General features: G+C 54.1%; 19 protein-coding genes. 11 read left to right on the top strand and 8 right to left on the bottom strand.

Features of this window, described 5'->3' with window-relative positions; translation table 11 throughout:
- Position 1: 1 nt before the first annotated feature.
- On the bottom strand, positions 2-604 hold the full coding sequence (locus F7R27_RS11455; RefSeq protein ID WP_151704395.1) for an FMN-dependent NADH-azoreductase: 603 nt from the start codon (positions 602-604) through the stop codon (positions 2-4).
- 180 nt (positions 605-784) lie between these two features.
- Between F7R27_RS11455 and F7R27_RS11450 the strand changes: the two genes are divergently transcribed.
- Positions 785-1,732 (top strand): LysR family transcriptional regulator, encoded by a 948-nt coding sequence (locus tag F7R27_RS11450; protein ID WP_151704394.1) that lies wholly within the window; start codon positions 785-787, stop codon positions 1,730-1,732.
- 13 nt (positions 1,733-1,745) lie between these two features.
- Here F7R27_RS11450 and F7R27_RS11445 read toward each other — a convergent pair whose 3' ends face one another.
- A complete protein-coding gene (locus tag F7R27_RS11445) occupies positions 1,746-2,315 on the bottom strand; it encodes a cupin domain-containing protein (protein WP_151704393.1) in 570 nt (189 codons plus the stop codon).
- 320 nt (positions 2,316-2,635) lie between these two features.
- Between F7R27_RS11445 and F7R27_RS11440 the strand changes: the two genes are divergently transcribed.
- From F7R27_RS11440 to F7R27_RS11410, 7 genes are all read left to right on the top strand, one after another.
- Positions 2,636-3,736: an ABC transporter ATP-binding protein gene (locus tag F7R27_RS11440; protein ID WP_151704392.1), complete on the top strand. Its 1,101-nt coding sequence runs from the start codon at positions 2,636-2,638 to the stop codon at positions 3,734-3,736.
- 48 nt (positions 3,737-3,784) lie between these two features.
- The gene (locus tag F7R27_RS11435) at positions 3,785-4,840 is read left to right on the top strand and encodes an ABC transporter substrate-binding protein (protein WP_151704391.1); all 1,056 of its coding nucleotides are present in this window, start codon (positions 3,785-3,787) and stop codon (positions 4,838-4,840) included.
- A gap of 99 nt (positions 4,841-4,939) precedes the next feature.
- Positions 4,940-6,193 (top strand): ABC transporter permease, encoded by a 1,254-nt coding sequence (locus tag F7R27_RS11430; protein ID WP_151704390.1) that lies wholly within the window; start codon positions 4,940-4,942, stop codon positions 6,191-6,193.
- Between the two features lie 4 nt (positions 6,194-6,197).
- Positions 6,198-7,022, top strand: coding sequence for an ABC transporter permease (locus F7R27_RS11425; protein WP_151704389.1), 825 nt, complete (start codon positions 6,198-6,200; stop codon positions 7,020-7,022).
- A gap of 91 nt (positions 7,023-7,113) precedes the next feature.
- Positions 7,114-8,571 carry an NADP-dependent succinate-semialdehyde dehydrogenase gene (gene gabD, locus F7R27_RS11420; protein WP_151704388.1) on the top strand — a complete coding sequence of 486 codons (1,458 nt, stop codon included), beginning with the start codon at positions 7,114-7,116 and terminating at the stop codon, positions 8,569-8,571.
- Between the two features lie 44 nt (positions 8,572-8,615).
- Positions 8,616-9,890, top strand: coding sequence for a 4-aminobutyrate--2-oxoglutarate transaminase (gene gabT / locus F7R27_RS11415; protein WP_151704387.1), 1,275 nt, complete (start codon positions 8,616-8,618; stop codon positions 9,888-9,890).
- Between the two features lie 351 nt (positions 9,891-10,241).
- The gene (locus tag F7R27_RS11410) at positions 10,242-11,648 is read left to right on the top strand and encodes a sodium-dependent transporter (RefSeq protein ID WP_151704386.1); all 1,407 of its coding nucleotides are present in this window, start codon (positions 10,242-10,244) and stop codon (positions 11,646-11,648) included.
- Between the two features lie 125 nt (positions 11,649-11,773).
- Here F7R27_RS11410 and F7R27_RS11405 read toward each other — a convergent pair whose 3' ends face one another.
- The 3 genes from F7R27_RS11405 to F7R27_RS11395 are packed head-to-tail and all read right to left on the bottom strand — an operon-like array spanning position 11,774 to position 13,703.
- A complete protein-coding gene (locus F7R27_RS11405) occupies positions 11,774-12,085 on the bottom strand; it encodes an AzlD domain-containing protein (RefSeq protein WP_151704385.1) in 312 nt (103 codons plus the stop codon).
- 4 nt (positions 12,086-12,089) lie between these two features.
- Positions 12,090-12,821: an AzlC family ABC transporter permease gene (locus tag F7R27_RS11400; RefSeq protein ID WP_206060483.1), complete on the bottom strand. Its 732-nt coding sequence runs from the start codon at positions 12,819-12,821 to the stop codon at positions 12,090-12,092.
- A gap of 51 nt (positions 12,822-12,872) precedes the next feature.
- On the bottom strand, positions 12,873-13,703 hold the full coding sequence (locus tag F7R27_RS11395; RefSeq protein WP_151704384.1) for an AraC family transcriptional regulator: 831 nt from the start codon (positions 13,701-13,703) through the stop codon (positions 12,873-12,875).
- A gap of 115 nt (positions 13,704-13,818) precedes the next feature.
- Between F7R27_RS11395 and F7R27_RS11390 the strand changes: the two genes are divergently transcribed.
- Both F7R27_RS11390 and F7R27_RS11385 read left to right on the top strand, forming a co-directional pair.
- Positions 13,819-14,085 (top strand): BrnT family toxin, encoded by a 267-nt coding sequence (locus F7R27_RS11390; protein ID WP_151704383.1) that lies wholly within the window; start codon positions 13,819-13,821, stop codon positions 14,083-14,085.
- A complete protein-coding gene (locus F7R27_RS11385; RefSeq protein ID WP_151704382.1) occupies positions 14,072-14,365 on the top strand; it encodes a BrnA antitoxin family protein in 294 nt (97 codons plus the stop codon). Before F7R27_RS11390 ends, F7R27_RS11385 begins: the two co-directional genes overlap by 14 nt.
- A 46-nt stretch (positions 14,366-14,411) precedes the next feature.
- Here the strand turns inward: F7R27_RS11385 and F7R27_RS11380 are convergent, their stop codons facing one another.
- The 3 genes from F7R27_RS11380 to F7R27_RS11370 form a co-directional block, all read right to left on the bottom strand.
- Positions 14,412-15,290 (bottom strand): methyltransferase domain-containing protein, encoded by an 879-nt coding sequence (locus tag F7R27_RS11380; protein ID WP_151704381.1) that lies wholly within the window; start codon positions 15,288-15,290, stop codon positions 14,412-14,414.
- 285 nt (positions 15,291-15,575) lie between these two features.
- A complete protein-coding gene (locus tag F7R27_RS11375; RefSeq protein WP_151704380.1) occupies positions 15,576-16,787 on the bottom strand; it encodes a CaiB/BaiF CoA transferase family protein in 1,212 nt (403 codons plus the stop codon).
- Between the two features lie 20 nt (positions 16,788-16,807).
- Entirely contained in the window at positions 16,808-17,986 is a 1,179-nt protein-coding gene (locus tag F7R27_RS11370; protein WP_151704379.1) for an acyl-CoA dehydrogenase, read from the bottom strand.
- A 320-nt stretch (positions 17,987-18,306) separates the two neighbouring features.
- Between F7R27_RS11370 and F7R27_RS11365 the strand changes: the two genes are divergently transcribed.
- Positions 18,307-18,810: a DUF1850 domain-containing protein gene (locus F7R27_RS11365; RefSeq protein ID WP_151704378.1), complete on the top strand. Its 504-nt coding sequence runs from the start codon at positions 18,307-18,309 to the stop codon at positions 18,808-18,810.
- The last annotated feature ends 81 nt before the right edge of the window (positions 18,811-18,891 follow it).

The following is an 18,891-nucleotide window of genomic DNA, read 5'->3' as shown; positions in this document are numbered from 1 at the left end:
ATCAAGAGGCCAGCTGCACTATCTGTTCGCGCGCAGCTGTTAACGCCTGCTCCTTGACACCATCACCCATATTCAGACCCTCAGCATAGATCACCTCAACAGAGTTGAGTCCAACAAAGCCCAGAAACTGTTTCAGGAATGGAATCTGATGATCCATACCCGCTTCCTTGTACATACCGCCACGCGTAGCCAGCAGTACCACCGGTTTATCCTGCAGCAAGCCGACAGGGCCTGTTTCAGTATAGCGGAAGGTCACACCGGCTCTGGCGAGCAGATCCAGCCAGGTTTTCATCTGGGATGGCACTCCGAAGTTGTACATGGGAACACCGATCAGCACCAGATCAGCCTGCTGCAGTTCATCAATCAAGCTGTCAGACAGATTCACCACCGCCTGCTGCTGCTCATTGCGCTGAGCAGGCTCACTCATCAGTGCCGCGATCAGGTCGGCATCCAGATGTGGCAAAGGCTCCTTGACCAGATCACGTGAAACGACCTGACCACTTGGGTTCTTATCAAGCCACTGGGTGATGAATTGATCAGCCAGTTGGGTGGACTGACCATGATCGGCAAAAAGACTGCTTTTGATGTGAAGTAGCGTTTTCATGCGTATAACTCCTGACTGATTAAGTATGCAACCATTATCAGATTTGATATTCCGATATAAAACAGCAAAAATAAGCAGGATTTGATCAGAAAAACTGATGGATACTCTGAGTTAGAGAGTCCGAAGAAGACAATCCCAGATAGACAACCCGATACAGACAGCCCAATGACAGGTGGCCCGATGAATATTACGCTTGAGCAGTGGCAGGCACTGGTTGCCGTAGTTGACAATGGTGGATACGCTCAAGCCGCAGAGGCTCTGGGTAAAAGTCAGTCAGCCATCAGCTATGCCATACAGAAACTGGAAACATCTCTGGAAGCACGTGTATTCAGACTGGAAGGACGTCGCTCAGCTCTCACCGATACAGGGCAGGCACTGGTACGGCATGCCCGAAAGCTGCTCGAGGATGCCGATCGAGTCGAAAAGCTCGCACGGCAATATGGTACCGGTGCAGAAGCCGAGATCCGTATCGCCATGGATGCCATCTTTCCTGCCGACCTGCTGATGTGTGTACTGGTCGAGTTTGCCACCCTTCAGCCCTTCACACGGATCAACCTGCTGGAAAGCACCTTGAGTGGCACCGATGAGGCGCTACTCAAAGGGCATGCTCAACTGGCCTTGGGCAGCCGCGTACCGCCGGGGTTTCTTGGCACTCCGTTACTGACGGTGCGTTTCATTCCCGTCGCTCACCCGGATCATCCCCTGCACCAGATGAACACCCCCTTGACGCTGGAAGATCTGCGCCAGCATCGACAACTGGTGGTTAGAGACTCGGGCAGCCGCAATCTGGATGCGGGATGGCTGGGAGCGGAGCAACGCTGGACCCTTTCAAGCCTGAAAACCTCTATCGAATGCGCCTGCCAGGGTATCGGCTTTGCCTGGTATCCAGAGGTCAGAATTCGCAGGCAACTGGAGGAGGGACTATTAAAGCCCTTGCGCATGCAGACACCGGCAGATCGAAAAGTTGAAATATACCTGATTCTCGCTGATGGTGAGTTCGCCACGCCCGGTGTGGTCAAGCTTGCCGAACTGTTACAGAAGCGCATCACAGAACGACCGGATGTCAACGAGATGGCCTGCCCCGAAGATGAGCACCAACAGGCATCCCGCGAACCACCTTATCTTTAAAGTTGCAGGAGCTTTAAAGATAAGGTGGTGTACAGGCGCTGATGATCACACAATCCACCTTGCCGACATTACGAAAGCGATGAGGTTGGCGGCTATCGAATAGATAGGCATCACCCGCCTTGAGTATCGATTTGCGATCACCGACAGTCAGCTCGATCTCCCCTTCGATCACCACCCCACCCTCTTCCGAGTCATGCTGCAGCATCGTACGCCCGGTATCGGCACCTGGGGCATAGCGTTCATGCAGTATCTGCAAGTTATGGTGACGCATATCACCGACTTGCCGAAAGCTGACATCACCACTGGCAAGCGGTACCAGATCACTGGCACTGAAAAATACCCGATTCTCCTCAGGAGTCTCCAGTGCAAAGAAATCCGTCAACGACATCGGGATACCATCCAGTACCTTTTTCAAGGAGGAAACCGACGGACTACTCTGATTGTTTTCTATCAGTGAAATTGCCGCGTTGGTTACCCCTGCGCGCTTGGCAAGCTCGCGTTGCGACAAGCCTGCATTCTGCCGAACATAGCGCAGGCGCACGCCAAGATCGAAGTTGTCTTTACCACTACTGAGATCACTCATGTACTGTTTTCCTGTTCAATGCACCATTATCAAACTGAACCTTAAAACATTGCACACTAAAGTGGCACCAAAACCCTCTTGCTATGCCCCTGTAAAATGTGCGATAAATAAACTTAACACATGAGAGCAGCAAACTCTCTGAAAAAACTAAAGTTGGCCCGTTTCATGCTTCTGACCTTAGTGATAGCGGGTGATACAACTTAAAACCCGGGAATAATAACTCTAATACCCACCTTCTTCGAATGTGGAACGTTATTTTTCGCCCTTGCTGTCAATTTTTATTAACATGCCGGCAATCGCTGCTGCAGGAGGAGAAGAATATGCAACCAGGCGCTGAAATGGAACCTCTGGTTCGTTTCTCAGGTGTCCAGAAGACCTATGACGGCGAAAATCTGGTCGTCAAGGATTTGAATCTCACCATCCACAAAGGCGAATTTGTCACCCTGCTGGGCCCATCCGGATCGGGCAAAACGACTTGTCTGATGATGCTGGCAGGATTCGAAGTGCCTACCAGTGGCGACATATTTCTGGGGCAGCAGCGGCTGAACACGCTGCCTCCGCATAAGCGCAATATCGGCATGGTATTTCAGAACTATGCACTGTTTCCGCACATGACAGTCGAGGAAAACCTGCTTTACCCACTCAAAACCAGAAAGATGCCGAAGCAACTCGCCCGTGAAAAGGTCGATCGAATTCTCAGCATCATCAAACTGGATGATTTTGCCAAACGCCGCCCTACACAGCTATCCGGTGGTCAGCAGCAACGTGTCGCACTGGCAAGAGCACTGGTATTTGAGCCTAATCTGGTTCTGATGGATGAACCGCTGGGTGCACTCGATAAACAGCTGCGCGAACATATGCAGCTTGAAATAAAACATCTGCACCAACAACTGGGGCTGACTGTGGTGTTTGTGACCCATGATCAGACAGAAGCCCTGACCATGTCAGACCGGGTAGCAGTCTTCAATGATGGCGTGATCCAGCAGATCGATTCGCCCCAGGCACTTTATGAGTATCCGGCTAATGCCTTTGTGGCGCAGTTCATTGGCGAAAACAACACCCTGACAGGCAGGGTCAAAACGGTCGATGGTGATTTCTGCCAGGTTCAGTTCGGTGAAGGGCTTGGTACACGCGCCAGTAAAAGCCTGACTCTGAATGCCGGAGATCCGACACAACTGTCGATCCGGCCCGAACGCGTCCGACTGAATGGGGCCAGCCAGTCCTTGCCCAACCGTTACCGCACGACCCTGCACGAGTTTGTCTATCTGGGAGATCACCTGCGTCTGCGCTGTGAACTGGCAGGCAATGATCAGTTTTACGTCAAAGTACCGGTCAGTGAACTCTGCCCCTCTCTAGCCGTTGGTGATCAGATCGACATCGGCTGGCGAGATGAGGATGTCAGAGCACTGAATGCCGTCTGAATACCGCAACACCTGACAAACAATAATGACGCACTATCGGAGATAAACATGACAAAGACCACACAACCCAAAGCAGCCAGAAGAATAATCAACACAACACTACTGACTGCAGGCCTTGCACTGTCGGCCGGTGCCCATGCCTTCACGGTCATCTCATTCGGTGGCGCATCGGGTGACGCGATGCAGGAGGCTTACTACTCACCCTTTACTGAAAAGAGTGGTGTACGTGTGACCGCCGGCGATTACAACGGCGAATTTGCCCGTATTCGTGCCATGGTCGAAACCGGCAATATCAGCTGGGACGTCGTTGAAGTCGAGTCTCCAGAGCTTGCCAGAGGCTGTTTTGAAGGCCTGTTCGTCCCGATCGACTGGGAAAGACTGGGTATCAAGGATCAGGTGATCCCCGAAGCAGTCACTGAGTGCGGCGTCGGCATCATGGTGTGGTCTACTGTACTGGCTTATGATGCAGATCGCCTTCCCCGTGCTCCTGAAAGCTGGGCAGACTTCTGGAACGTGGAGGAATTTCCTGGCATGCGCGGCCTTCGCCGTGGTGCCAAATACACACTGGAAGCAGCCCTGATGGCTGACGGCGTTCCCGCTGATGAAGTCTATGATGTTCTGGCTACCGCAGAAGGTGTTGACCGTGCCTTCGCCAAACTGGATGAGCTTCAGGCACATATTCAGTGGTGGGAAGCTGGAGCACAACCACCTCAGTGGCTGGTGGCTGGTGATGTGGTGATGTCCAGTGCCTACAATGGCCGTATCGCTGCCGCTCAGGAAGAGGGTCGCAACCTGCAGATCACCTGGAATGGCAGTGTCTATGATCTGGACTACTGGACCATTATTGAAGGCAGCAAGCATGTCGATACGGCTTACGACTTCATCAGACTGGCCAGTCAGGCAGAGACTCAATCCGTTTACTCCAGTCGTATCCCCTATGGCCCGGTCAACCCTGATGCGATCGCTCTGCTGAGCGACAAGCAGGCCGCTCAGATGCCAACGCATGCTGACAACCTTGTCGGTGCACTGGCAATGAATACCGAGTTCTGGGTTGATCACGGCGAAGAGCTTGAGCAGCGGTTCAATTCCTGGGCATCCCGATAAACGAAATGATCTGAATAGCCGCCGGCTCCCCTTTCAACCGGTCACCGGCGGCGCTTAACTAAATATATCCATGACTGGCTTGCCAGTCCCGGAGGAATGATGACAGCAGCGATGGCTACTCTTGAACAGAGTCCTTCCGGAAAAACGTCCGGGCTCAAGGCGCAGCTGCGTCGCGCCGAACGTTTGCGCAAAATAAAGGCGGTCGCGCTGATAGCTCCCTTGGCAATTTTTCTGATCATTATCTTCGTGATACCCATCGGAAACATGCTGTGGCGCAGTATCGACAACACAGAGCTGCAACAGGTCATGCCAGTCACTGCGGCAATGGTTCAGGAATGGGATGGCTCAGACCTGCCGAATGAAGCTGTTTTTGCCAGCTTTGCACATGAGATTCGAGATTCACGCAGCGGTGGCGGGCTAGGCCGTATCGGCAGGCGCCTGAATTACGAAGATCCCACGTTCAGAACACTGCTGACCAACACCATCCGCCATCTGCCTGCCGAGGCCGACAGCTGGACACTGGCGTTGCAAGAGATCAGTCCGCGCTGGGGTGAGACCAGCACCTGGCTGGCCATACAGCGGGCGGCTCCCGCCACTACTGATCGGTACCTGCTGGCCTCTGTAGACCTCAAACGAAATGATGCCGGCAAAATCGAAGCAGTTGAACAGAACCAGCGCATCTACCAGAGTGTATTCAAACGTACCCTGTTGATCGCCGGCGGGGTCACACTAATCTGTCTGTTTCTCGGTTTTCCGCTGGCCTATCTACTGGCGACCCTGCCAACAGGTACCAGTAATCTGCTGCTGATTTTTGTCCTGCTGCCCTTCTGGACCTCACTACTGGTCAGAACTGCGGCATGGATCGTGATGCTGCAATCCGGAGGGCTCGTGAATACAGGCCTTATCATGAGCGGCATCATCGACACACCTATCCAGTTAGTGTTTAACCGCATCGGTGTTTTCTTTGCCATGGTACATATTCTGCTGCCCTTCATGGTATTGCCTCTTTACAGTGTCATGAAAGGGGTCTCTCCCAGCTATCAGCGTGCGGCTGTATCACTGGGCGCGCATCCCTTTGCAGCCTTCTGGCAGGTATACGTCCCACAGACAATATCAGGCATCGCTGCAGGCACGATTCTGGTCTTCATCATGGCGATCGGCTACTACATCACACCAGCTCTTGTTGGTGGGCCGTCTGATCAGATGGTCAGTTATTATGTCGCCTACTACACCAACACCACAAATAACTGGGGTATGGCTGCTGCGCTGGGCTCGCTGCTCCTGCTTGCCACCCTGCTGCTTTATCTGATCTACCACAAGCTGGTCAATCAGAAACAACTGGTCAGGAGCTGAAACCATGGCATTACAACCCTATTCATCCCCTGTTGAGCATATCTGGTTCTGGACCTTCCGCATCTTCTGTGCACTGGTGCTGATATTCCTGATGCTGCCGGTGCTGGTGATCATCCCGCTTTCGTTCAGCAGTGGCAGCTTTCTGACCTATCCTCTGCCGGGCTTTTCGCTGCAGTGGTACCAGACCATCTTCAGTTCAGGCCCCTGGATGGATGCCCTGAAAAACAGCATGATCGTAGCGCCGCTGGCGACTATTCTGGCCATGGTTTTCGGTACGATGGCGGCTGTTGGCTTGAACCGTGCCGACTTTCCCGGCAAGGGATTACTCCTGGCACTTTTGATCTCGCCCATGGTGGTTCCGCTGGTGATAGTGGCTGTCGGCATGTACTTCTTCTTTGCCAGTGTCGGTCTGCTCAACTCCTATGCAGGACTGGTGCTGGCACATGCCGTACTGGGAGTCCCGTTTGTGGTGATTACCGTGAACGCAACGCTGCAGGGATTTGATTATAACCAGATGCGAGCAGGTGCCAGCCTCGGTGCAAGCCCCTTGCGCGTTTTCTTTACTGTCGTATTACCGCAGATAATCCCCGGCGTTGCCTCAGGAGGACTGTTTGCCTTTGCCACATCTTTCGATGAGGTCGTCGTGGCGCTGTTTATCGCCAGCCCTACCGAACGAACCTTGCCGATGCAGATGTTCTCAGGTATACGCGAAAACATCAGCCCCGCAATCGCCGCGATGGCTACTATAATGATTTTACTGTCTGTTCTGCTCCTGCTGGTAATGGAGTTACTGAGAAGACGCAGTGAGAATCTGCGCAGTACGCAGTGAGATCAAGCGATGTCCAACTGAATTTACAGGCTGGACTTACTACCAACCAATAAGACCAGCGCTAACCCAACAACAAAACGTGGAGTCAATAATGCCCCTGAACAACCCGGCCCTGTTTAAGCAACAGGCATACATTAACGGCCAGTGGATCGATGCCGCAGACAAAAGTGACTACGCCATCTTCAATCCAGCCACCGGAGAAAAGCTCGGCTCCGTGCCCACTATGGGCCAGACCGAAACCGAGCAGGCGATAGCGGCTGCAGAAGCTGCATTGCCTGCATGGAGCGCCCTGACTGCAAAAGAGCGCAGTGCGAAACTGCGTCGCTGGTTTGAACTGATGATGCAGAACCAGGAAGATCTTGGCCGACTGATGACGCTGGAACAGGGTAAGCCGCTGGCCGAAGCCAAGGGCGAGATCGCCTATGCGGCCTCCTTTATCGAGTGGTTTGCCGAAGAGGCCAAGCGAGTTTATGGTGAAACCATTCCAGGTCATCAGGGCGACAAGCGTCTGGTTGTGATTCGTCAGCCGATCGGTGTGGCGGCTGCAATCACACCCTGGAACTTCCCATCAGCCATGATCACACGCAAGGCTGCACCGGCACTGGCTGCCGGCTGCACCATGGTGCTCAAACCAGCACCACAGACTCCTTTCTCGGCGCTTGCACTGGCCGAACTCGCCGAGCAGGCGGGTATTCCAGCCGGTGTATTCAACGTCGTGACCTCTGATGTTGAAAGCTCACTGGCTGTCGGTCAGACACTGTGCCAGAGCCCGGTCGTGCGCAAGCTCTCCTTCACCGGTTCCACCGGCGTTGGCATCAAACTGATGGAGCAATGTGCACCCACCCTGAAGAAGCTGTCACTTGAGCTTGGGGGTAATGCTCCCTTCATCGTGTTTGATGATGCGGATCTGGATGCTGCCGTCGACGGTGCGATGATCTCCAAATACCGCAATGCCGGTCAGACCTGCGTCTGCGCCAACCGCATCTATGTTCAGGCGGGTGTTTATGATGCCTTTGCCGAAAAGCTGACCGCCGCGGTGGCAAAACTCAATGTCGGCAACGGTCTGACAGAGGGTGTCACTACCGGACCTCTGATCGATGAGCGCGCTGCTCAGAAAGTCGAACAGCACCTGGCTGATGCGATCAGCAAGGGCGCAAAGGTTCTGACCGGCGGCCAGCGCCATGAGCTGGGCGGCACATTTTTCTCCCCTACTGTCGTCAGTGGCGCCACGTCGGAGATGCTGGTAGCACGTGAAGAAACCTTCGGCCCACTGGCACCGCTGTTCCGCTTCGATGATGTTGAGGATGTGATCCACATGGCCAACGACACCGAATTCGGTCTGGCCGCCTATTTTTATACACGCGATATCAGCCGTGTATGGCGTGTAGCCGAAGCCCTGGAATATGGCATGGTGGGTATCAACACCGGCCTGATCTCGACTGAAGTCGCACCTTTTGGTGGCGTGAAGTCATCTGGTCTCGGGCGTGAAGGCTCGAAGCATGGAATCGAAGAATATCTGGAAATGAAATACCTCTGCATCAACATCTGACATGCATAGCATTTGAATGGCACTTGAATAGCCCGGAGAAAGAAATGAGTAAAACCAATGCTGAACTGATCAACCGTAAAAGTCAGGCCGTCGCCCGCGGAGTCGGGCTTGCTCACCCTCACTTTATCGAATCAGCGCAGAACGCCACCCTGACGGATGTAGAAGGTCGTGAGTTTATCGATTTTGCCGGTGGTATCGCCGTACTGAACACAGGACATCTGCATCCACTGGTCAAGGCCGCCGTCGCTGAGCAGCTCGAAAAACTCTCGCATACCTGCTTCATGGTACTGGGTTATGAGCCCTATGTTGAGGTGTGTGAGCGTGTCAACGCGCTGACGCCCGGCAACTATGACAAGAAAAGCGCCCTTTTCACCACTGGTGCAGAGGCTGTCGAAAATGCGATCAAGGTGGCGCGTGCTCATACTGGCCGCACCGGGGTTATCGCCTTCGGTGCCGGCTATCATGGTCGTACTCTGGCCACACTGGCGCTGACCGGTAAAGTAGCACCTTACAGCAGCGGCATGGGGATCATGTCCGGTGATGTATTCCGAGCCCTCTACCCCTGTGAGCTGCATGGCGTTTCCACCGAAGATGCGATTGCCTCCATCGAACGCATCTTCAAATTTGATGCCGAGCCACGTGATATTGCTGCGATCATTCTCGAGCCTGTTCAGGGTGAGGGTGGCTTCTATGTTGCACCCAAGCCGTTCATGGCTGCCCTGCGTGAACTGTGCGACAAGCATGGCATCGTTCTGATCGCTGACGAAGTACAGACAGGTGCAGGCCGTACCGGCACTTTCTTTGCGATGGAGCAGATGGGTGTCAGCGCCGATATCACTACCTTCGCCAAGTCGATCGCCGGTGGCTTCCCGCTGGCTGGAATAGTCGGCAAGGCCGATATCATGGATGCCATCGCACCCGGTGGCCTGGGCGGCACCTATGGCGGCAGCCCGATCGCCTGTGCCGCGGCGCTGGGCGTACTCCAGGCATTCAAGGAGGAGGATCTGCTGACTCGCGCCAACACTGTCGGTGAAATTCTGACCGGTAATCTTAATCAGCTGTCGGTTGATTTCCCGGTAATTGCCGAGGTGCGCGGTCTGGGCGCGATGATCGCGATGGAGCTGCTGCAGGATGGCAAGCCAGCACCTGAGCTGACCGCTGCGCTGGTTGCCAAAGCGCGTGATAAGGGTCTGATTCTGCTTTCATGCGGTCTGTACGGTAATGTAATCCGTATTCTGGTGCCGCTGACCGTACCCGATCAGCAACTTCAGCAGGGTCTGGATATCATCCGCGACTGCTTCAGTGAACTGGCTGGTTAATCAGTTTGCAGCATAACGCCGGGTCGTTTTAACGGCCCGGCACTACGCACTCTGAATATGTCAACACACTCCCTCCCATCTCTGAACACCCAAATCTGATACAGAATCTGCCACAATCAACCAAATACATGCGACAGGAAATCCTCTGCTTCAGTTTTAAAGCTGAGTCCTGAAACTCCATTAGTGATACATTTTTTCCAACACAACTCTTGACTGAGTATCAATAAGCCAGGATGATTTCGCCTCGCTGAATCCTCCTCCGTGATCCGGAAGCGGATTCAGGCCTTTAACCCAATACCCGACATACCCTGTCGAGTGTTACCCAAGAATAAATACAAAGGTACAACCTTCATGTCCCAAAGCTATACTTCAGCAGCATCTGCTGCGTCTGGCTCCTCATTGTCTTCACCAGCCCGCGTTCAATGGTCCACCCGCATGGCCTTTATTCTGGCTGCGGTCGGTTCCGCTGTCGGGCTTGGCAACATCTGGAAATTTCCTTACATCACAGGCGAACATGGTGGCGGTGCCTTCGTACTGGTCTATCTGGCCTGTATTCTGGCGATCGGTATTCCCGTCATGATGGCGGAGATCGCCCTCGGTCGTCGCGGCCGCCACAACCCCGCACAGGGAATTGCCGCGCTGGTGCGTGAGGCTGGCGCTCATCCTTTCTGGAAAATCATCGGTATCATGGCTCTGCTGTCCGGCTTCATGATTCTGATGTTCTATACCGTGGTTGCAGGCTGGGCCTTTGCCTACGCGCCAAAAGCAGCCACCGGCAGTTTTGTCGGTGAAGGCGGCGATGCGATCGGCGCCATGTTTGGCGGCATGCTGGCTGATCCGGTCGGGCTGACCATCTGGATGACCGTAGTACTGGGCCTGACCATGGCGATCGTTGTTCGGGGGCTGCAGGGTGGTCTGGAGAAGGCAATCAATCTGCTGATGCCGGGACTGCTGGTACTTCTGCTGGTGATGGTGGGCTATGCCATGGGCACCGGCCACTTTGCTGAAGGTGTCAGTTTCCTGTTCAAAGCCGATTTCAGCAAGATGACCGGTACCGCCTTCCTCGTGGCACTGGGGCATGCGTTCTTCACACTGAGCCTGGCATCAGGCGCCATCATGACCTACGGTTCTTACCTGCCGGATAATGTCTCCATCGGTAAAACCACCCTGCTGATCGCGATCATGGACACGGTTGTTGCGCTTGCAGCTGGCCTTGCCATCTTCCCACTGGTATTTGCCAACGGCCTGGAGCCGGGAGCAGGTCCTGGGCTGATCTTTGTCACCCTGCCGATCGCCTTCGGTCAGATGCCATTTGGCAGCGCCTTCGGTACGCTGTTCTTCCTGCTGCTGGCGATTGCTGCCCTGACCTCAGCCATCTCACTGCTTGAGCCCACCATCTCCTGGCTGACCGAGAAGTTCCAGATGACACGCATCAAGGCGTGCCTGCTGGCGGGTGGTCTGCTCTGGCTGGGTGGTCTCGGGGTAGTCACATCGCTCAACGTCGGTGCCGAGTGGACACTGTTCGGCAAGACCTTCTTCGATATGCTGGATTACCTGACCTCAAGCTGGTTGATGCCGCTGGGCGGCCTGCTGATGGCGATCTTCAGTGGCTGGATATTGAAGAAAACCGTGATGCAGGATGAACTGGGAATGGGCTCAGGTATGCTGTATCAGCTCTGGTCTTTCACCATGCGCTATGTCACACCGCTGGCGATTATCATCGTGTTCCTGCATGCGTTGGGTATTGTTAACTTTTAAGCTGCCCTTCGTTCGTGAAAATCTGTCACGAGCAGCATTCTGATAAAACACAGGTACGTCCCAGGACTGGGCAACAGCTCAGTCCTGGCCATCATTGATGATGAGTGCAAGATTTTGCTGCAGCTCTACAGTACCTGCGTGGCCAGTGCAAACACCGCCAGGCTGATTATCACCGTCAGCAGCATATGGCGAGTCACCAGAATCAACCCTATCGCCAGCAGGCCGCACAACAGGTAAGGGTTCAGGATTGTCGAACTCAGTTCACCACCCGGCATAATGACAATAGGCGCTGCCATGGCGGTTAGTACGCAAGGTGCCGAAAAAGCCAGAAAACGCTTTTGCCCTGGGCTGATATCCAGGCGTAAATAGCCGGAAAACAAGGCATAACGGAAGGAGAAGGTTACCAGTGCCATCAATATCAGAATCAGCCATATCATAACCTCACACCTCCCTGTTACGACTGAGAAGATAACCCACCGACATGCCAATAAGACTGGCTAACAGCAGACCTTGCTGCACTTGCAGCAGTTGAAACATCACCGCCAGTAATCCGCTGATCAACACCGCAATCAACATAGGCCGAGTGTTGACAGCAGGCACGACCATAGCGATAAACGTCACTGCAATAGCAAAATCAAAACCCAGATGCTCGATGCCAGTAAATAAAGAACCCAGCAGGATGCCCGTCAAGGTAGCAGCGTTCCAGACGATGTAGAAGGTCAACCCGGCAGTCAGCGCATAGAGAGGTGAGAAGCAGCCCGTGCGAAGCTTATGAGCAGAGGTCACGGCAAACATCTCATCCGTTAACAAGAAGGCCAGCGCCAGGCGCCAGCGCAATGACAGAGCCAGAACATCAGGACGAAATACCGCCGAATAGAGCAGGTGGCGAGCGCTGACCACGGCAGTGCTGCCCACAATGGCCGCCAGATTACCACTGCCGCCACTGATCAAGCCCAGAGCGGCGAGCTGGGCGGCACCGGCAAACACCACCAGCGACATGAACTGAGCCTGGATTGGTGACAGCCCCGACTGTAACGCAAGAGACCCGCACAGTATCCCCCATGGAAAGACCGCCACTGCCAACGGCATGATATCCAGCGTCGCTGCCCGCAACGCACTGCCGATACAGGTGCCGGAAGGTTTTACTTTCAAGGTGTCTGATATTTTCGCCACTGTGTGCCACTCCCTGTTGATTCAACTTGGAGTGTGGCAACAAGGCGGGGGTCAGGCTTGTAGTATCTTGCGCTGGCGGGCGTACTGACCCGGCGCGACCCCCATGGCCCGTTTGAAATGACTGGTGAGATGGCTTTGGTCATGAAAACCGCAGTCTACTGCAACAGCAGCGGGAGTTTCACCGCCCTGCAGTAACTTGCAAGCGTGCCGCAGGCGAGCCTGCACCTGGTAAGCATGAGGCGGTAGCCCAAAATAACGCTTGAACTGGCGTACCAGATAATAGGGGCTGAGGTTCGCCAGATGCGCCAGATCTACCAGTGATACGTCTGCGGCCGGATAGTCATCCAGATACTCCCTGACCAGATTAAGCGCCCGACTGGGTATACTGCCCTGGCGGAACTGATGTCGTGAACGGGAATGACGCAGTACCAGCCTTGTCATCACCGAGTACAGGAGGGTCTCATTGAGTAACCGATCCTGACCGTTGCTAAGCAAGCCAAATACCAGGCGCATCTGAACCGCCAGCTCCGGGTCATGAACCACAGCCTGAGGAAAGTATGGAACACCATCGCGCCCCTGAAACAGGTCAGCACACACCGATTGGAACTGCTCAGGCGTCGGATACATGGCACGATATGCCCAGCCGTAGTCGGTGGCCGACTGACCAGTATGAACATCGTCAGCATTGACCAAAATGATACTGTCCTGATTGGCAAGATGTTGGCCACCAGTGCGGTAGAAGCGCTGAGCACCATGCTCGATCACCGCTACGGTATACCCTTCATGAGTGTGTCTGGAAAAGTTCTGGCGGTAATACTGCGCACTGAGCAGCTCCAGACCTCCCAGAACGCTCGCGGTAGAGTAGTCAGCGTTGTCTTTCATGTTTCATCCTGTTTTATCCCATACCTCACAGAGTCCATCATAAATGATAATAGAGTCTTGTAGAAAATTGCTGTCGACTGTTGCTCCTTTTATTTAATGTACATACAATAAATATATGGAAATCGAATTCGACTCAGCAAAGGACGCTGTGAACCGCGAAAAGCACGGGGTCTCACTGTCGGCAGCCTACGAACTGGAATGGGAAACACTGTGGTGTTTTCCAGACGACCGCAAAGACTACGGTGAACAACGGATGGTCGGGTTCGCATACATTGGCTTGAGACTGTTTAATGTGGTCTTTACCGATCGTGATGAGGTACGACGCATCATCAGCCTACGAAAAGCCAACAGCAGAGAGGTGAATCGCTATGCCAAAGCTTAAAGAAGGCACCCTTGTGCCAACGCCAGAAGAAGATGCCAGAATCAACGCGGGGATTGCTGCCGACCCAGATACCCATGAAGTCAGTGATTCTGAGTTCAAGCGTATGAAACCCATGGGGCGTCCGAAAGCAGAAATAACGAAAGAGCGCATTACGGTGCGACTTTCACCCGACGTACTGAGTGTCTTTAAGGCAACAGGTAAAGGCTGGCAGACCCGTATGGATAGAGCCCTGAAAGAATACGTGCAAGAGCACTCGCAGGATGAAATCCAGAGACTCTAAATAATTGATGCGTTTCTGGTCAGGCTCATGGCAACAAGAGTGGTCATCACACATGATGATCACGGTCTTCAGGAAAATTGCTCTCGACAATCGGCTTGTTCAGCAACAGAAGCCTGATATCCACCGTCATCTTCTCAAACACCTGATTGCGCACCTGCTCCTGAACCGGTGGTGGTGCCCGCCAGAAATGGGGTGTCATCTGCAATAACTGCCACAGCGCATCGCCCTGCAGATTTTCCAGCTCGTGATGCAGCTTCTGATCGCTCAGCAGTGTGAAGTGCTCCAGCGCCAGATTCAACGCCTTGTCGCCATCGTGCTCCTTGACCTCTGGATAGATCGCCTGCCGCAGCTCCAGCAGATGATCAGGCCCTGCGACCAACAGCAGAAAACGCCCCTGCGGCTTGAGCACGCGCAACAGCTCCTCGGCCTGATAGTAGGCAAAAACACAGGTCGCAGCATCCACACTGGCATCCTCCAGCGGTATCGCGCGCATGCTGGCAACCGACCAGTGAATTTCACGGTTTTGCCTGGCTGCGGCCAGTATCGCTGGTTTGGAGATATCCAGACCATAGACAGCGCCCCAACCGAGGGTGTGCATCTGCCGGGTGTAATAGCCTTCGCCACAGCCCAGATCCAGCAGTACGTTCTGCTCTCCGGCACTGGGCTGCAGCAGATCACAGAGTGTCGATGCCAGAGGCTGATAATATCCGGCATTTAAAAAGTCTGATCGCGCCTGCACCATCTCGGCTGTATCACCCGGTGCCCGGCTATTGCGTTGCTGCGCCAACAGCAGATTAAGATAGCCCTGTCGTGCCTGATCAAAACTGTGCCCATTGATACAGCGCCAGGTCTTGTCACAAGCTTCCACTGGAACCGACAGGAGTTCATGACAAACGGGACAGAGGTAGCGGGCAGTCTGGTGCACAGGAGTATCCGTAAAAGCAGTGATGTCGGGAAAGATCAATGCTGCATAATACCAGTAACACCGGATGAAAGGGATGATCGGGGCAGGAAGGCTGACGCCTGAATCGGTGATTCAGACGTCTATCCCGAAGATTTTGGGTGAGTATATGCCGCAAGGATGCGGCATTTAAGCCTACAGTGACGTATTCACGGCGTCTCACCCAAGGTTTTCGGGATCTGCCGGCACAGACAAGCAGTTTCCAGCCTCATCACTGATCCAGGAGTTCCCGAACAGGTTTACACAGACTCAGATCACGCCCTTGTCACGCAGCGCCGCAAGGCGCTCCGGGCTGAGCTGCAACAGCTGCTCCAACACCTGATCTGTATGCTGCCCAAGCAGCGGTGGTGCCGACTGAGCATTCAGTGCCTCACCATCAAACCGAATCGGATTACTGACCAGCTTGACCTCCCCTGCTTCAGGGTGCGGCAGACTAATCTCGACCGAGCGATGCTTAACTTGGGGATCCTCAAACACCTGATCCAGCGTATTGATCGGCCCACAGGGCACTCCGACCGCTTCAAGTGAAGCCAGCCAATCGGCAGTCGAGCGCAAGCGCACCCGCTCCACCAGCAACGGGATCAGCAACTGGCGATTCTCCACCCGTTTGCCATTGCTGACAAAACGCGGATCATCAGCCAGTTCCCGGCAGCCTGCCACTTCACAGAAGCGGCGGAACTGACCATCGTTACCCACCGCCAGAATCATATAACCATCAGCCGTTGCAAACGCCTGATAGGGCACAATATTGGGGTGTGCATTACCCAGCCGTTGTGGCACCTGTCCTGAGGTCAGATAGTTGAGTGCCTGATTGGCCAGCACCCCCACCTGCACATCCAGCAGCGCCAGATCGATATGCGTGCCCTCACCGGTTCGAGCCTTCTGCAGTAGTGCCGCCATGATCGCATTCGCCGCATACATACCTGTGAAGATATCGGCAAAGGCAACACCGACCTTGACCGGGCCACCGCCCGGTTCACTGTCCGGCTGTCCGGTCAGGCTCATCAGCCCGCCCATCCCCTGAATCATGAAGTCATAACCGGCACGATGCGCATAGGGCCCATCCTGTCCAAACCCGGTGATGGAGCAGTAGATCAGATCCGGCTTGATCGCCTTCAGGCTGTCATAATCCAGATGGTATTTCTTCAGCCCGCCAACCTTGAAGTTCTCCAGCACCACATCACAGGTTTTCACCAGTTCATGCAGCAGTGCCTGTCCCTCCGGCTGAGCCATATCAATGGTCACCGATTGTTTTCCACGATTGGCGCCCAGATAGTAGGCCGCCTCCTGTGACCCAGACAGCCAGGGCGGCCCCCAGCGACGGGTATCATCCCCTTCGCCGGGACGCTCGATCTTGATCACCTCGGCACCCAGATCAGCCAGTTGCTGGCTGCACCAGGGGCCTGCAAGAATGCGCGACAGATCGAGAATCCGAACGCCTTGCAAGGGTTGTGCGGGCATGATTCAACTCCCCTTCTGGATCAGAAAAATGCCTGGATGCCAGTCTGGGTACGGCCCAGAATCAGCGCATGGATATCGTGAGTACCTTCGTAGGTGTTGACCGACTCCAGATTCACCATATGACGAATCACACCGTACTCATCAGAGATACCGTTACCACCATGCATATCACGTGCAATACGAGCGATATCCAGCGACTTGCCGCAGTTGTTGCGCTTGATCAGCGATATCATTTCCGGTGCCCAGTTGCCGCTGTCCATCAGACGACCCACCTGAAGTGCTGCCTGCAGACCCAGCGTGATTTCGGTCTGCATGTTCGCCAGCTTCAACTGCACCAACTGCGTGGCAGCCAGCGGACGTCCGAACTGTTTGCGATCCAGTGTGTACTGTCGTGCAGCGTGCCAGCAGAACTCAGCGGCACCCAGCGCACCCCAGGCAATACCGAAACGTGCTTTATTCAGGCAGCCAAACGGACCACCCAGCCCGGATGCACCCGGCAGCAGATTTTCTTCCGGCACAAAGGCGTTATCCAGCACGATCTCACCGGTCACGGATGCACGCAGGGAGCACTTGCCTTCAATCTTGGGTGTGCTGAAACCAGGTGTGCCGCGGTCAACGATAAAGCCCTTGATCTTACCATCATGCGCATCGGACTTGGCCCAGACCACAGCCACATCTGCGATCGGGCTATTGGTGATCCACATTTTCTGACCCGTCAGCAGATAACCGCCATCGGTTTTGCGCGCACGCGTGATCATTGAGCCGGGATCAGAACCGTGATCCGGTTCGGTCAGACCAAAACAGCCAACCATTTCACCGCTGGCGAGCTTGGGCAGATACTTGTGCTTCTGCTCCTCTGTGCCATAGGCCTCAATCGGATACATCACCAGCGAGGACTGCACACTCATGGCTGAGCGATAGCCGGAATCAACACGCTCCACTTCACGAGCGATCAGACCATAGGAAACATGGTTAACGCCCGAGCCGCCATAAACCTCCGCGACTGTGGCGCCCAACAGACCCATCTCACCCATCTCGCTCATGATCTCACGATCAAAACGCTCTTCACGGGCAGCGGTCAGTACACGCGGCTGAAGTTTTTCCTGACAGTATGCACGTGCGGCATCACGGATCTGACGCTCATCTTCGGTCAACTGCTGTTCAATCAAAAGGGGATCGTCCCACTGGAAGGATGTCATGAATTTTTGCCTCCGGTTATATGAATGGTCAGTACGCCAGACTCTAATTATCATATTTATTATAATAAATAGGAAAAATCAAGTTTTATTAGTTCAGATATTAAGTATTATCCATAAATCAACAGAACACGAATGGATCCGCCAGATACACACAAGTGTGATGGCCTGCTCAATCTGCGATTATCAAATAATAGATTATGTCTGTCTGCCAGGTGCGGGTGGACATCCCTTGAAAGGGGGATATACTCAAATGACAGATTGATAAAAATGCTTGTAATTCAGCATCTAACTACCACCCAGACCGAGCGAAGCCGCAAGCCGTGAAGCAATACCTGGCACCGATAGCCCTCTCCGCCCTGCTGCATGGCACGGCCACCGCAGCAGCGGATTGTGCAACCCAGCATCTGGAGGCAAGGCGCTCCGATCAGAGCCTGCTGGCATATGTACCCCTGCCAGATAAGCGCTGGTGCATGCACTGGCATCACTCCGTTGCTGGCTTTCTGGTGCAGGATTGCTATAAAACAGACAGGGGGGAGTTATTACTGTTCAGCAGCCACCAACCCGACTTTGCCGCCGGGCTGGGTCATTTTCCGGGGCGAGGTGTACAGCACAGCGATACCAGTGGCGGCTATTTGATCGAGGAGATCAACGAACCGGTTACCGATAACAATTACTGGATCAGAATTGGCTCCAACAAAGTGAGTCATCGGATCGTGACAGTCGATGATGATTTTAACCTCAGCGCAGTGGCTGCTGGTGAGCTGGTTAATATCCGACTCGTCGTATCACAAGCTCAACCCGATTGTTCGGAATCAAAGCAATAGCAGCAAGCAATAGTAGAAAAGCAGTACCAACCTGATGAATCATCGCCTGTCGCCAGGCACAGGAGTGAATCACAACGCGCT

This window comes from Nitrincola alkalilacustris (assembly GCF_008973755.1).
Classification (GTDB): domain Bacteria; phylum Pseudomonadota; class Gammaproteobacteria; order Pseudomonadales; family Balneatricaceae; genus Nitrincola; species Nitrincola alkalilacustris.
Note: the sequence above shows the minus strand (reverse complement) of the source record. Positions and strands in the feature narration are given on the sequence as shown.